Origin of the sequence: Breznakia blatticola (assembly GCF_004365815.1) — a bacterium.
GTDB classification, from domain to species: domain Bacteria; phylum Bacillota_I; class Bacilli_A; order Erysipelotrichales; family Erysipelotrichaceae; genus Breznakia; species Breznakia blatticola.
Genome location: NZ_SODD01000001.1, coordinates 39514 through 53009 on the forward strand (window position 1 = coordinate 39514; position 13496 = coordinate 53009).

The following is a 13496-nucleotide window of genomic DNA, read 5'->3' on the forward strand; positions in this document are numbered from 1 at the left end:
CTATTGCATGTAGAATTTTTTATTTCTACACACATCTCCTTTCCAAAGTATTAAGAACGCGTATTTCATATTCTCTATATGAAATGACGTATTTTTCACTGCTATTATTATACATCAAAACAAGTAAAGAAAAACGAGCAATTGCTCGCTTTCTTACTTATTCTACTTTATCATGCAAAGTGATTTTCAACTCATTCCCTGTATGATCAGCAACATATAAAACAGCTGTTACCCCATAATCACAGTCAAGGATGATGCTTTGATTTACAGTGTCAATTTGAATATCTTTCGGCTTTTGAATTCCATCTTCATAATAACGAAGACTACTAAAATTCACCATTGATTGCTCATCAAATAAACGAATAACATAATTCGTTCCTTGTATTGTATAGTTTTCAATGACAGGACTGTGCATATCAAAATTTTGAATCTCTATTACACGCTCATCAATTTGCTTTCCCTGATATTCCAAACTGACTACATAGCTACCATTAGCCGCAATTTCTAAAGATTCATTTCCATTTACTAATATCTTGTCATATACATCGTTTGTTGTTTGTACTTGTAAAGTTATTGTTTTATTTGTCCAGGCAGTTGGATAAACAATATCTTGTATTTTGGCAGATTCCACTTGTACAACTTCCTTTTCAATTGGCGGTGGGGCAATCGAAGGACTTGGTGTATCTTGGTTAAATAATGTAATTCCTACAATACCAGCTACACTCACAACAGATGCAATTGCAATTTTAGTTCCTGTACCTAAAGCAAATTTAGTACCAATAGTTGCAACACTACCAGCTCCGACAGCTTTAGCAATTTGCGCAGTAGGTACGTTTACGCTTTCTGCAACACTCATATACACGGTATGTAAAAGTAATGGTGATAAGGCAAAGCCTTGAAGAGAGTTCACACTAATTCCTTGCCTTTCGAGTTTTACTTTTAGTTTGCTACGTAAGCTATTTAATCTTGAATTCACAGTTCCTACTGGTATTTGTAAGACGTATGCAATCTCGCTAACCGAGAGCTCATCATAATATCGTAGTAGACCAACCGTACGTAGTGGTGTCGTAAGTGATTGAATACTCTCGTAGACTGTATCCACTATTTCTTTATTATCGAGGATTTCTTTGGCAGTTTTTTGGTTGAGATCCTCGAAATCATCTACTGTAATATCTTCTCCTAAATCAATCATATGCTTCTTCTTTTTATCATAGTCATAACACATGTTAATCGTAATTCGTTTAATCCATGTTCCAAATGCTTCTGGACTTTCAAGTGTATCCAGTTTCTTGTGCACACGAATAAATACATCTTGAACAATATCTTTTGCTGTATGTTCATTATGAAAATGATCCCAAGCTGTAAAGTATACATTTTTTACAAACTCGTCATACAGTATTTTAAATGCATCCTGGTCATTTTTTTTTGCTTTTTCTATTACCTTTACTAATTCTTTTTTCTCCATCATCACACATCCTTATGTCAAAGTTTTACATCACTTTGGTAGTATCAAACAAAATAAGACACACTACTCCTTATCTTGCTTGTATAAGTTTTCATTATTTATGTACGTTTTTTCTTGACACCAGCATACGCACAAACTAAACCACTAAGCGCTAGAAGTACTAATGAACTAGATACAGCTGTTGTATCAGCTGTTGCTACACTTGGTTCACTTGTAAGATCTTTTTCTGGCATCTTAACTGGCAATTCAATTACAGGTGTTGTTGGTGTTGGATCTACTGGCTTTGGATCCACTGGTTTTGGGTCAATTGGTTTTGGATCAATTGGTTTTGGATCAATTGGCGTTGGATCTACTGGGTCGATAACTTGTTTTAGCGTAACTTTAGATACAACGAAAATATGTGTTGTTCTATATGCAGCTTCACCAACTTCATATCCATCAGCATTCAAACTTCGAGCATTGACTTTCTTCTTACAAAATTGATAGTAGTAGTTTAAAGCTTCTAATTCATCTGCTTTTAAGACAAATGAATCACTACCTTCTTTTTCCCAATTACTGTCTTTATGAAGCATTACACGGTCCATGTCAATACCCGGTATCGTCACCTTAAATCCACCTTCGATTTCTTCAGCTTCTAACTCAATTGCATTTGAACGAACCAAATTTGTATACAGACCACTTGTATTACTCGTATCTCTGTAATCAATAACTTTAATTGCACCTTTAGTTTCAACATATGGGAATGCATTTCCACCCAGTTTAGCTACCGTTAAGATAGAATTTTCAGCAAGCAATTTTGGATTGCTGAAATTTGTATTGAATAGCGTTAACGTTTCGACGACACTTAAATCAAAGTTTTCATCAGTTAATGAAACATCTTCTAGTTCGAGTTGTGTAGGTTTCACAAAATTTGTCATCGTTGTTAAATTTGGAGCATTAAAAATACTAATACTTCCAGCAAATAATTCTGGCATTACAATTGATTGAAGTACGCTTGCATTTATGATTTCTAATTTACCACCCATCTCTATTGATGATATATCAATAGATTCTAAACTCGAACAATCTTCAAAATAAACATGAGTTGGTATTCCAAGATCTGTTCTAGATACTTTCTTAAGATTTGTAGCTCCAACAACCATTACCATTTTTGTATGTAAACCACTTGGTAATTCTAATGATTCTTGCGTATATCCAGCAATGAGAAGCGTATCTATACCTAAATGCTCGATTCCTGCAAAGTTCTTTACATCATGCGTACTTGCTGAAATAACTAGTGTTCCATCAAAGTTCTTTACATTCTCGCTTGTTAGTGTATCAGATTCTACTTTGTCTCTTACTAAAGCACGTAAACTTTCATCAGGAAAGTTTCGTTCATCGATAGCTATTGACATAGCTTCTGGTTCTGTTACTGGCTCCATTGTTTTTGCACTTACAGTCGTTGGTTGCATAATTCCTAATGATAAGGATAATACAGCAACTGATTTTAATAATAAATTCATCTTTTTTCCTCCTTGTAATAAACTACATACACACATGTTTTACATTGTTTTTCTTTTTAAAATTTGACAACAATGATCAACAAACGAAGTATTCTAGTGTGTTATAAAGAACACCTCTCAATCCTTAGACGATTCACTTTGTATCAAACTTCGATTTTTTTAAAAAATAATAAGAAAAAAACAACCACCGTAAAAGTAGTTGTCTTGTTTAAGATACAATCATTTAAATTCATTTAAAATTATTCACTACAAAAATAGAAAACAATTTAAACCCACATAAATTCCCTGATTCTCTACTACACACTTTCACAGCACATGACATACATTCATTGTTATGCATGTGTAATTTTAAATGAGATTATAGGTTTGGTAAAGCGATTTGAAACTTATCTTTTGATTATATGTCATAATTAGATATCTATATTGCTTACTAGAATCTGAAATCACGTTTTCCAGCATGAAGTTTATCAAGATAGTCTTGTGCTTTTTCTTTTACTTTTTCATTTGGAATTCTTTGCATTTCTTGTGCAATGACATGTTCCCCTAATGCTTTTGTTTCTTCACTGGCATAATCTTCTAAGTATTCTTTTAGTGTCATCAATGCATTTGGCTGACAAATATTGGCGATTTGCCCATTTTTAACAAGTGACATAAAACGATCACCAGTTCTACCTTCACGATAACACGCTGTACAGAAACTAGGTACATGACCTAGTGATAACAACCAGTGTACAACTTCATCAAGTGTACGCGTATCTTCTACATCAAATTGAGCACTGTTTTCTTCTTCTTTTTCTGCGTATCCACCAACACTTGTTGATGAAGCTCCTGAGATTTGTGATACACCTAGTTCAAGAACACGTTCTCTTGATTTTTGCGTTTCTCTTGTAGAAATAATCATACCTGCGTATGGAGCACTAATACGAGTTACTGCAGTAATTTTGGCAAAGATATCATCATTAATCGCATCTTTGAAATCTTCTGGGTTAATATCATCTGCTGCACGAATTCGAGGTAATGAAATTGTATGTGGTCCACAACCCATTGCTGCTTCTAAGTGTTCAGCATGCATCAATAACCCAACAAAGTCATACTTGTAGGTGTTTAATCCAAATAATACACCGATACCTACATCATCTAGTCCTGCTTCCATTGCACGGTCCATCGCCTCTGTATGGTATGCATAGTTGTGTTTTGGTCCTTTTGGATGTAGCTTTTCATAGTTTTCTTTATTATAGGTTTCTTGGAAAAGAATATATGTACCAATTCCTGCATCTTTCAAACGTTTATAGTTTTCCACTGTTGTTGCTGCTATGTTTACATTCACACGACGAATGGCACCATTTTTATGGTGAATGGAATAAATGGTTTTTATACTTTCCAATACATATTCAATTGGTGAATTGATTGGATCTTCACCAGTTTCTAATGCTAAACGTTTATGTCCCATATCTTGTAAAGCAATCACTTCTTTTTTGATTTCTTCTTGCGTTAATTTCTTACGCGCAATCGTTTTATTTTCATAATGATATGGACAATATACACATCCATTTACACAGTAATTTGATAAGTATAAAGGGGCAAACATAACAATGCGATTTCCATAAAACTTTTGTTTGATCTCTTTAGCAAGTTCTTCAATACGTGCATTTTCTTCTGGTAAATCACATTCTAATAATACAGCAGCTTCACGGTGATCCAATCCTTTGTATGTTGCTGCTTTCTTTAATATTTCATCGATTAGTTCTTTATTACTTTTATTCTTTTGGGCGTAAGTTAGTGTTTCAAGTATTTCATCATGACTAATAAACTCCTCAGCTTTTTTTGACATTTTATTGTACATTATTTCTTTACCTCTTTCTTATAATCTCCCCTATCATAGGAAATTGTATATCCGATTTTTTGTAATCGTGCTTCTAATAGATGCAAACTTTCTGCCGCTTCTGCATTCATATTTGCTTTATCATTGTATAAACTATATGACTCTCGATGCTTCACTGGTGATAGATTTGGCATCACAACATTGGCTCCTGCTAAAATTCCCTTCTCTCTACCATCATCAGAAATTGTGGCAAGTGCTGTTGTTGATGGAATTAAAGCTTGTGGATGCATCAAACGCATAATTGCTAGTAAATTGATTGTGACTTGTTCATCACCTTTTGCTTCGTCTTTAAAGGGTGTATCCTTATGTGGTAAATACGGTCCTAGTCCAATCATTTGTGGTTGCAGTTGTTCAAGAAAATGAATGTCTTCAACAATGTGGTCGATACTTTGATATGGTGAACCTACCATAATTCCACTACCTACTTGAAATCCAATCTCTTTTAGTTCCCACAAGCATTGCACGCGATTTTGTATTTGCATGTTACTTGGATGCAATTGATTGTAGTGAGATTCACAAATCGTTTCATGTCGTAGTAAATAGCGATTGGCACCTGCATCATAATACTGTTGATACATCTCTTTGCTTTTTTCTCCTAGGCTTAATGTAATCGCACAATCTGGATAGGATTTACGAATACTTTTGATAATATCAACCATCATATGATCATCATAGCTTCCATCTTCTCCACCTTGCATTACAAATGTACGAAAGCCTAGTTCATATCCTTGTTTACATGCTAATAGAATCTCTTCTTTATTTAAGTGATAGCGTTTGACATGATGATTGCTTTTTCGTATTCCACAGTAATAACAATCATTCTTACAATAGTTTGATATCTCAATCAACCCACGAATAAAAATACCATTTCCATAAATTGACTGGCAGACATCTCGTGCTGCCTTATGTAAATATGCTTGTTCTTGCGCATCTTTTGTTTGTAGTAATAATTTATATTCCTCATCTTGTAGTGTTCGCTTTTCCTTTAAGCGATCAACAATCTCTTTAAACTTTTGCATATAATGTTTTACTATTGATGCCTTTAATCATTCCTAGTTTTCCAGAAAGCGCTGAGATAATGTCTTGTGGAGCATCCATAATGATCGTAACCACATTCACATTACGTTTGCGATATGGAATTCCCATTCGTCCGACAATATATTCTCCATAAGCTGATAATAATTTATTCATTTCTTCTGTAGCGTTACTATCTTCTACAAAAATTCCAATTTGTGCAATTCTAGTGTCCATCTTTTCCTCCAATAAAAAAATCCTTGCCTGAGCGACAAGGATGAGACCACATGAAAAAAACTACATATGATTTCGCCTTCATCCTCGGGACGTACCCTTGTACTCAGAACGTATGCTACAAGTAGTTTACCCAATAATGATAAAGATTGCAAGCACTTACACATGGCTAACTTAGATAAATACTCCCAAATGAATAATGTCTTTAAAAATGCATCTTCTCAAAGTTTTATATAACATGATAGTTAAATGTTCTCGTTCATGTGATATAGTTTGTTTGTTAATTACACATGAATCACAGATTGAGATTCGCAAATCAAAAGGAACATTACAATGCTTAGAAAGAAAACATTAGAAATTACAAAAATATACAAGTAATTTCAATAATAAATATATTGTTTATGAAGAAAGGAAGGTGTAAAAATGGATAATTGGTTATACGTCATGATGATTGAGCGATCTAAAAACTACAATAGAATGACAAAAGCAGTTGTTGAGCGTCATGTTGCAAACTTAAAACGTTTGGATGATAATGGCTATCTAGAACTCGGAGGTGTATTCAAAGGATATCCAGGTATTGCTGGAATGTATATTTTAAAAACCAAAAGTTATGAAGACGCAAAAAAACTTTGTGAATTAGAACCACTGGTTGCAGAAGGATATGCAACATATAAATTAGTTTCATTTCAAGCAGCAAATAAAGAAAACAACTATTTACTCTAAAATGAAATAAGAGAGATTGTGCATTACAGTAGTATACGTATATAGAAGTGTTATAATTAACATAATGAAATATAAAAGAAAGGGGTCTCTATATGAAACGTATGAAAAAAGTATTTGGAGTAGCTGCTGGTGCTTTGCTAGCTACAGGAGCTGGTGTCTTTGTTGCCACGAAAGTGAAAGAACGCCAAGTGAAAAAAGCCTTTTCACAAAAAGATCCAGAAGAGCTTATCAATACATTGAAAGAAGCTGAATTATTACTAGATTTTGCTGGTGATGATATGGATGAAGAAACTAAGGCAAAATTTGAAAAAGCCAAAGCAAAACTAACAACAAAAGTTGGACAAGATAAAATCGTTCACGTTGTTGAAGAAAAACTAGAAAAATAAGCATGAAAAAAGCAATACCTCTTTGTAGCGTATTGCTTTTCTTATGCATAATAACCAGCGATGTATCCACTGATAAAGGCAATGGATATATTATATCCTCCAGTATACCCATGAACATCCATCATCTCACCTGCAAAGGATATACATGGATGTATTTTTGATTGCATCGTTTTTGGATCAATATCTTTAATACGTACTCCACCATCACTCACAAATGCCTGTTGCAGGCCTCGGGTTGTATAAACACTCAAGGCAAAGCGTTTGATATGAAGTGCTTTATCACCGGTCATCGTATCGACATATTGTAGAAAACGTTTCGGTAATCCATAGGTTTTTGCTAAACTAAATAATCCATCTTCTTTGATTTGTTTTGCAAGTTGCTCACTACTTACATCAGGTAAAAAATCAATCGCTAAAGTGATGGGACCTTTTTGCAGTAGTTTATTTATATGACTACTTGCACGTAGAGCTCCAGGACCAGAAATTCCAAAATGTGTAAAAATCAAATCATGACGAACTAGATCTTTGTATTTATTATTCTTCTTTATCTTGATTTTAACATCATGAAATGATAATCCTTGAAGTTCTTTACTCTGGATGCAAGCATCATTACTGACGAGTGATACCTCTGCTGGTAGTATATCTGTAATGCTGTGATCTACTTGTGTAGCTAATTCATAGCCAAGTCCATCACTTCCTGTATCTGGATAGCTTTTTCCTCCGCACGCCAAGATGAGATGCTCAAAAGGAAAAACATCTTGGTTGGTGATGACTTTCTTATGTTGCAAATCAATACGTTCGACTTTTTGTTGGTATATAATCATTACCCCCAAATCTTTGAGCGTGTTACGTAATAATGCAATTACATCTTCTGCTTTTTCCGTGATTGGAAATAAGCGATGATGATCTTCTTCTTTGAATGGTAAACCCGCATCCAAGAAAAACTGTTCAATGTCATCAAGTGTAAATTGATGAATTGCACTATATAGAAACTTTCCATTACGGATCGTATCTTTAATAAACTGTTCGTCTGAAACACGCACGCTTAAATTACAGCGTCCTCCACCACTTAATGCTAGTTTTTTTCCAAGTGTGTGATTGCGCTCTAAAAGATATACTTCTGTATCAGGATGATGTTTTTTGGCGGATATAGCTGCCATCATACCAGCTGGTCCACCACCTACAATTACGATATTTCTCATGTGCCCATTATAACAAAAAGTAGCGTCCAAAGACACTACTTACTTTACTCATCAATAATGATATAGAGAATGAATAATGCAATCAAAATTACAACTGGTGAAAAGAAGAAATTCACAATGTTTAAAATGGTCTTTAAAACCCATAAGACAAACATTATTACAAGAAATGGAATTGCAAAGCGAATAATTGCCGTGCCATAATCTTCTTGTCTCCACGCGTTAACAATGCTTTGTATATACGTGTTAAACGCACGCATTAGACATTGTCCTCAATATCAATGTGAATCGTATAACGCTTTGGTAATTTGTCATAAGTTACACATGCTGCATCAAACATTTTGCGTGAAGCAATTGCACCATCACTGGTCCAGTTTTTATCGCACTCATATACGACACGCGTAATTCCTGCTTGAATGATTGCTTTTGCACATTCATTGCATGGAAATAGCGATACATATAATGTACAATTACGTAAATCTGCACCACTGTTTAAAATCGCATTTAATTCTGCATGGACAACATATGGATATTTTGTATCTAAGTTATCCCCTACTTTTCCCCAAGGGAACTCATCATCATCGCATCCTTTAGGCAAACCGTTGTAGCCAATTCCTACAACTTTTTTGTCTTGAGAAACAATACAAGCCCCCACTTGTGTGTTTGGATCTTTACTACGCAAAGCACTTAAATGTGCTAAGCCAATGAAGTATTCATCCCACGATAAATAATTTTCACGTTTCATTTCTATTCCTCCGGTAAATAATGAATCAATTGATTTTCTAGATAGTTAGCATATCCATCTAGATTTATATATTCTAAGTCTTTGATGACTTGTTGATTTGTGTTGTAGTAAACATTTACATTATTTCTAGGTTGAATGGCAAAATAGGCAGCCACAAGTACAATAATACTCATACTAATTGCAACGTGAATTTTATATGGTTTGTAGCGGCGTGCATGTGAGAACAAAAATGCGATTCCTACTCCTACAATAAATCCACCTAAATGTCCAGTTAATGAGATTCCTGGCATTAATGAAATTAAAATATTGATTAATACTACTTGAATCACACTATTGCGAATTTGTGGAATACGGATCATATCATTTTCAATAATTGATAATAAATATGCCCCTAACAATCCATAAAGTCCCCCAGAGATTCCCACCATCAATGGTGTTGGACTTACAATGTAAGTTAGTAATCCCCCACCAATAATTGAAGCTAGTAAAATCACTAGAAATTGTTTGCGTGTATACACACGTTGCAAGTAATTACCTAAATAATACAACGACATCATATTCACAAACAAGTGAATAATGTCAGCATGTAAAAATCCATACGTTAAAAAGCGCCAGTATTCATGTGCACCACTAATAAAGTTCGTATAGTATGCACCACATAATATAAGTGTACTATTCCAATCATTACCAGGCACATTTGAAAGCACTTGACCTAGAATGAACTGTAAAGCATAAATAAGTATACAAATTGCCATTATTCCAAGTGTGAACTTAGGAATACTTTTACGTTTTGCCTCTTTTGCCTTCTTCATTTGGAATGCTTCAATGTTACGGTTGATTTGCGCTACTGCTTCGTCGTTATTTTCTACTGGATGCACATATTCCTTCAATTTAGGAAACGCTTCATCTAGACGAACAGGAAGTGGCTCATAACTAATCGTAATTTGACTAAAGTTTTCCTCTTGGAAATTCACACTTTCAGGATTACTGTTAATAATAATGATTTCGCTTTGCATTTCTTTGGCGAACATAAATTGTCCTAAAAAGGATTTTACACGGTTTAAATAATCTTTTTCAAAAACAATGGATGAACTAACTTTCGAAGTCAATCGAATAATAGGAAAATGTGGGTTATCTTTATTCGTTAGCCATAGATCTTTCTTTTGTCCTTGAAAGCGAATGATATGGTATCCATAATTTGCAACCAAACAATCCATGACTTGGTATAACATCACATCTCTATTTTCAATCATAGTTCCTCCGTCTCTAAGTTATGTAGTACATCTAAGAATACTTGAGGAAGCTCACATTGGAAAGTCATACGCTCATTTGTGCTTGGATGTACGAAGGTAATTTCATATGCATGTAGTAACTGTCCACCTACATCCATCGTCTTGCGATACCCATAGGTTGGATCGCCAACAATAGGGTGTTTGATGTATTGCATATGTACCCGAATTTGGTGTGTTCTTCCAGTTTCCAGTGAACACTCAACAAGTGTGTAATCATGAAAACATTCTAACACTTTAAAATGCGTAATAGCATCTTTACTGTTATGTTCAGTAATCGCCATACGTTTACGATCTTTGACATCACGACCAATAGGCGCATCAATTGTTCCATAGTCGTGTTCTAAAACACCATGAACAAGTGCTTTATATTTACGTGATACACTTTTATCCTTTAACTGTTCACTAAGCGAAAGGTGTGCTTTATCATTTTTGGCAATCAGTAAAAGCCCACTTGTATCTTTATCAATACGGTGTACAATCCCTGGACGTAATACCCCATTGATTCCACTTAAATCTTTACAGTGGTATAAAACTGCATTTACAAGCGTTCCTTTTAAATTCCCAACTGCTGGATGTACGACCATACCTCTTGGTTTATTTATAACCATTAAATCACTATCTTCATAGACAATTTCAATTGGGATGTTTTCTGCTTCTACTTCAAGAACTTCATCATCAGGAATCACCACTGTAATCACATCATCTACTTTTACTTTATAGTTTGCTTTTACTGGATTTCCTTGAACTAAAATATGTCCATCTTTAATTAAACTTTGTACACGACTACGAGAAAAATCATAAGCATCACTTAATAACTTATCAATTCGTGTATTTTGGTGTTCTTCTTTTACAATAATTTCTTCTCTAGTCATTTGTTTTTACCCCATATACATCTAATAATTCAAATAGCAACAATAAGGAAATTCCAATGACTAAACACATATCTGCGACATTGAATACAGGAAAGTCATAACCAAGTAGATTAAAATCTAAAAAGTCTGTAACATATCCCATTTGTAAGCGATCAATAAAGTTTCCAATCGTTCCTGAAATCATCAGGGTAATGGCAACACTTGACATCAACTTATCTTTCCATGTACTCCATAAAAATATAGTTAAAACGATTAATGCGACAATCGTCACAACAAAAAACATCGTTTGTTTTCCTGAGAATAGCCCCCAAGCTGCTCCCGTATTTTGTACATGCGTGAATGAGAAAAAGCCTGGAATAATTTCATGACTTTCTCCAACATGCATCGTTGTTTCTACAATTTGTTTTGTATATTGATCGATTCCTAGGGTTGCTAGTAATACAACAATCAATATGATTCCTTTTTTTAACTTCATATGTACCTCAATCGTGTTGTCATTATATCATTTTTGCCTAATAGAAAAAAGCAATACTACTGTTTTGCTTTTTCTTTACGTTTATATGCTTCAAATTTATCTTTTTTGCAAATCGACAGAAATGGACATTCTTCACATTTTGGATTTCTTGCCATACAAAAATACCGTCCAAAAAAGATAAATAATTGGTGTGCCATGTTCCATTCACTGCGTGGAATTTTGCGTTTTAATTTACGCTCTACAGTTTCTACACTATCACCAAACTTCGCAAATCCTAAACGTTTACTAATTCGTTCCACATGTGTATCCACTGGCATTGCTGGAATATCAAAATATTCAGTTTGCATCACACTAGCGGTTTTACGTCCTACTCCTGGTAATTCCGTTAACTTTTTAAAACTACTTGGCACATTTCCATCATAAACATCTGCTAATACTTTTGCACATGCTTTAATGTTTTTTGCTTTTGCATGATATAAGCCTAGGCGTGCAATATCTTTTTCAATGCGTTTTAAATCCCCATCAGCTAATGCTCGCGGTGTTGGAAAATGATGAAATAAAGCAGGCGTTACTTTATTTACAGCTTTATCGGTTGTTTGTGCACTTAAAATAATCGCGATGAGTAACTCGTAATCACTTGTATAATTCAATTCACAATGCGCATCTGGAAACATCTGTTGAAGTTTAGATAAGATAAAAGAGACATCCATTAGCGATCTCCCTTTTCATAATCTTCTTTTGTGAATCCTTTATTTTTCCATGCACGTAAAATTGCTTCTACGTATTCCATTTTCACCTTATTGTAAACAATGGCTTCACGAAGTGCATAATCAATCAATTGTAAATCATAAATCGTCATCCATTCACTGAGTTTCGCAGTTTCACTTTGACTAAGTGGACGACCAAAACTATCTTCATATAGTTCAAATAAATCCATGAATTGTTTTTTATTCACCGGTTCATTATTGATGGACATCGTAAATAACTGATCCATGTTATATACAACTTTACCATTGACCATTTCCATTTCCAAATATCCAACTTGGATTACATTGGCAATTAGTTCATCTACTTCTTCCATGCTAAGTCCTAAGTTTTCGCTAGCAAGTTCCATCGTAAATTCCATTTGAAACTCATTACAAAAATCAATGTATAAAAGTAGAAATGCTTCTTGAATCGTAATATCTAAATGTTTTATTTCACTCAAGATATAATTCCGGTGATTAAAATATGGCATTTTTGCGATATTCATTAGCGTTGTCCTCCATTATAAAATAAGACTTCATAGCTATCAAAGTCGATAACTAGCATTGTGCTACCTACTTCTGCTACATAAGCAACCCCTTCATATCCATATCCGATTTCCACACGTACATCCTTGAATTCATCATAGGTTTGCACAATTTCATTTGCTTTTTGAAAATCAACATCGCTTTTCTTGCGACTTGCGATTTTCTTTGCGTTTTCATCATAGATGGTATATGCACTATCACTTTCACAAGTAAAAGTTACATAACGAAAACTGTGACGCACAACTTGCTCACAAGCTTTATTCTTAGTTTCTATTTTACTTATGATGTTTTGATTTACTTCTTCATTTTTCATTACCGGACCACTCACGAATATCCCCATAAATGAGACGATAATGATCAAAAGCAAGAAAACGATAAAAGCTGTTAAACCAAATCGACGAAACATATCTCGCAT

Annotated in this window: 16 protein-coding genes; 3 read left to right on the forward strand and 13 right to left on the reverse strand. The window is 34.2% G+C overall.

Translation table 11 applies throughout. The features are described from left to right. Nucleotides 1-157 precede the first annotated feature (157 nt). From EDD63_RS00205 to EDD63_RS00225, 5 genes are all read right to left on the reverse strand, one after another. Nucleotides 158-1465, reverse strand: coding sequence for an RNA polymerase sigma factor (locus EDD63_RS00205; protein ID WP_166667484.1), 1308 nt, complete (start codon nucleotides 1463-1465; stop codon nucleotides 158-160). A 98-nt stretch (nucleotides 1466-1563) separates the two neighbouring features. Then, on the reverse strand, nucleotides 1564-2967 hold the full coding sequence (locus tag EDD63_RS00210) for a hypothetical protein (RefSeq protein WP_134167263.1): 1404 nt from the start codon (nucleotides 2965-2967) through the stop codon (nucleotides 1564-1566). A 430-nt stretch (nucleotides 2968-3397) separates the two neighbouring features. Next, nucleotides 3398-4810 carry a [FeFe] hydrogenase H-cluster radical SAM maturase HydG gene (hydG, locus tag EDD63_RS00215; protein WP_134167265.1) on the reverse strand — a complete coding sequence of 471 codons (1413 nt, stop codon included), beginning with the start codon at nucleotides 4808-4810 and terminating at the stop codon, nucleotides 3398-3400. Further along, nucleotides 4810-5868: a [FeFe] hydrogenase H-cluster radical SAM maturase HydE gene (gene hydE / locus EDD63_RS00220; protein WP_134167267.1), complete on the reverse strand. Its 1059-nt coding sequence runs from the start codon at nucleotides 5866-5868 to the stop codon at nucleotides 4810-4812. Before hydE ends, hydG begins: the two co-directional genes overlap by 1 nt. Then, complete coding sequence (locus EDD63_RS00225) at nucleotides 5855-6100, reverse strand: TM1266 family iron-only hydrogenase system putative regulator (RefSeq protein ID WP_134167269.1); 246 nt, start codon at nucleotides 6098-6100, stop codon at nucleotides 5855-5857. The genes hydE and EDD63_RS00225 overlap by 14 nt, the downstream gene beginning before the upstream one ends. A gap of 420 nt (nucleotides 6101-6520) precedes the next feature. Here EDD63_RS00225 and EDD63_RS00230 point away from each other — a divergent pair, with 420 nt between their 5' ends. Continuing rightward, the gene (locus EDD63_RS00230) at nucleotides 6521-6820 is read left to right on the forward strand and encodes a YciI family protein (RefSeq protein WP_134167271.1); all 300 of its coding nucleotides are present in this window, start codon (nucleotides 6521-6523) and stop codon (nucleotides 6818-6820) included. A gap of 92 nt (nucleotides 6821-6912) precedes the next feature. After that, nucleotides 6913-7206, forward strand: a complete 294-nt coding sequence (locus EDD63_RS00235) for a hypothetical protein (RefSeq protein WP_134167273.1) — start codon at nucleotides 6913-6915, stop codon at nucleotides 7204-7206. Nucleotides 7207-7247: 41 nt separating this feature from the next. On the opposite strand, the gene EDD63_RS00240 is transcribed toward EDD63_RS00235, so the two are convergent. Further along, complete coding sequence (locus tag EDD63_RS00240) at nucleotides 7248-8408, reverse strand: aminoacetone oxidase family FAD-binding enzyme (RefSeq protein ID WP_134167275.1); 1161 nt, start codon at nucleotides 8406-8408, stop codon at nucleotides 7248-7250. 69 nt (nucleotides 8409-8477) lie between these two features. Here EDD63_RS00240 and EDD63_RS11695 point away from each other — a divergent pair, with 69 nt between their 5' ends. Then, nucleotides 8478-8609, forward strand: a complete 132-nt coding sequence (locus EDD63_RS11695; RefSeq protein WP_279586071.1) for a hypothetical protein — start codon at nucleotides 8478-8480, stop codon at nucleotides 8607-8609. A gap of 55 nt (nucleotides 8610-8664) precedes the next feature. Here EDD63_RS11695 and EDD63_RS00245 read toward each other — a convergent pair whose 3' ends face one another. From EDD63_RS00245 to EDD63_RS00275, 7 genes are read right to left on the reverse strand one after another with little or no spacing between them, the layout of a single operon-like run. Continuing rightward, complete coding sequence (locus EDD63_RS00245; RefSeq protein ID WP_134167278.1) at nucleotides 8665-9150, reverse strand: deoxycytidylate deaminase; 486 nt, start codon at nucleotides 9148-9150, stop codon at nucleotides 8665-8667. 2 nt (nucleotides 9151-9152) lie between these two features. Beyond that, the gene (locus EDD63_RS00250; protein WP_134167280.1) at nucleotides 9153-10403 is read right to left on the reverse strand and encodes a rhomboid family intramembrane serine protease; all 1251 of its coding nucleotides are present in this window, start codon (nucleotides 10401-10403) and stop codon (nucleotides 9153-9155) included. Further along, nucleotides 10400-11314 carry an RluA family pseudouridine synthase gene (locus EDD63_RS00255; protein ID WP_134167282.1) on the reverse strand — a complete coding sequence of 305 codons (915 nt, stop codon included), beginning with the start codon at nucleotides 11312-11314 and terminating at the stop codon, nucleotides 10400-10402. The genes EDD63_RS00250 and EDD63_RS00255 overlap by 4 nt, the downstream gene beginning before the upstream one ends. Further along, nucleotides 11307-11789, reverse strand: coding sequence for a signal peptidase II (gene lspA, locus EDD63_RS00260; protein WP_134167284.1), 483 nt, complete (start codon nucleotides 11787-11789; stop codon nucleotides 11307-11309). Before lspA ends, EDD63_RS00255 begins: the two co-directional genes overlap by 8 nt. Before the next feature lie 56 nt (nucleotides 11790-11845). Then, on the reverse strand, nucleotides 11846-12499 hold the full coding sequence (gene nth / locus EDD63_RS00265) for an endonuclease III (RefSeq protein WP_134167286.1): 654 nt from the start codon (nucleotides 12497-12499) through the stop codon (nucleotides 11846-11848). Further along, entirely contained in the window at nucleotides 12499-13041 is a 543-nt protein-coding gene (locus EDD63_RS00270) for a DnaD domain-containing protein (RefSeq protein WP_134167288.1), read from the reverse strand. The genes nth and EDD63_RS00270 overlap by 1 nt, the downstream gene beginning before the upstream one ends. Beyond that, nucleotides 13041-13496 (reverse strand): hypothetical protein, encoded by a 456-nt coding sequence (locus EDD63_RS00275; protein WP_134167290.1) that lies wholly within the window; start codon nucleotides 13494-13496, stop codon nucleotides 13041-13043. The genes EDD63_RS00270 and EDD63_RS00275 overlap by 1 nt, the downstream gene beginning before the upstream one ends.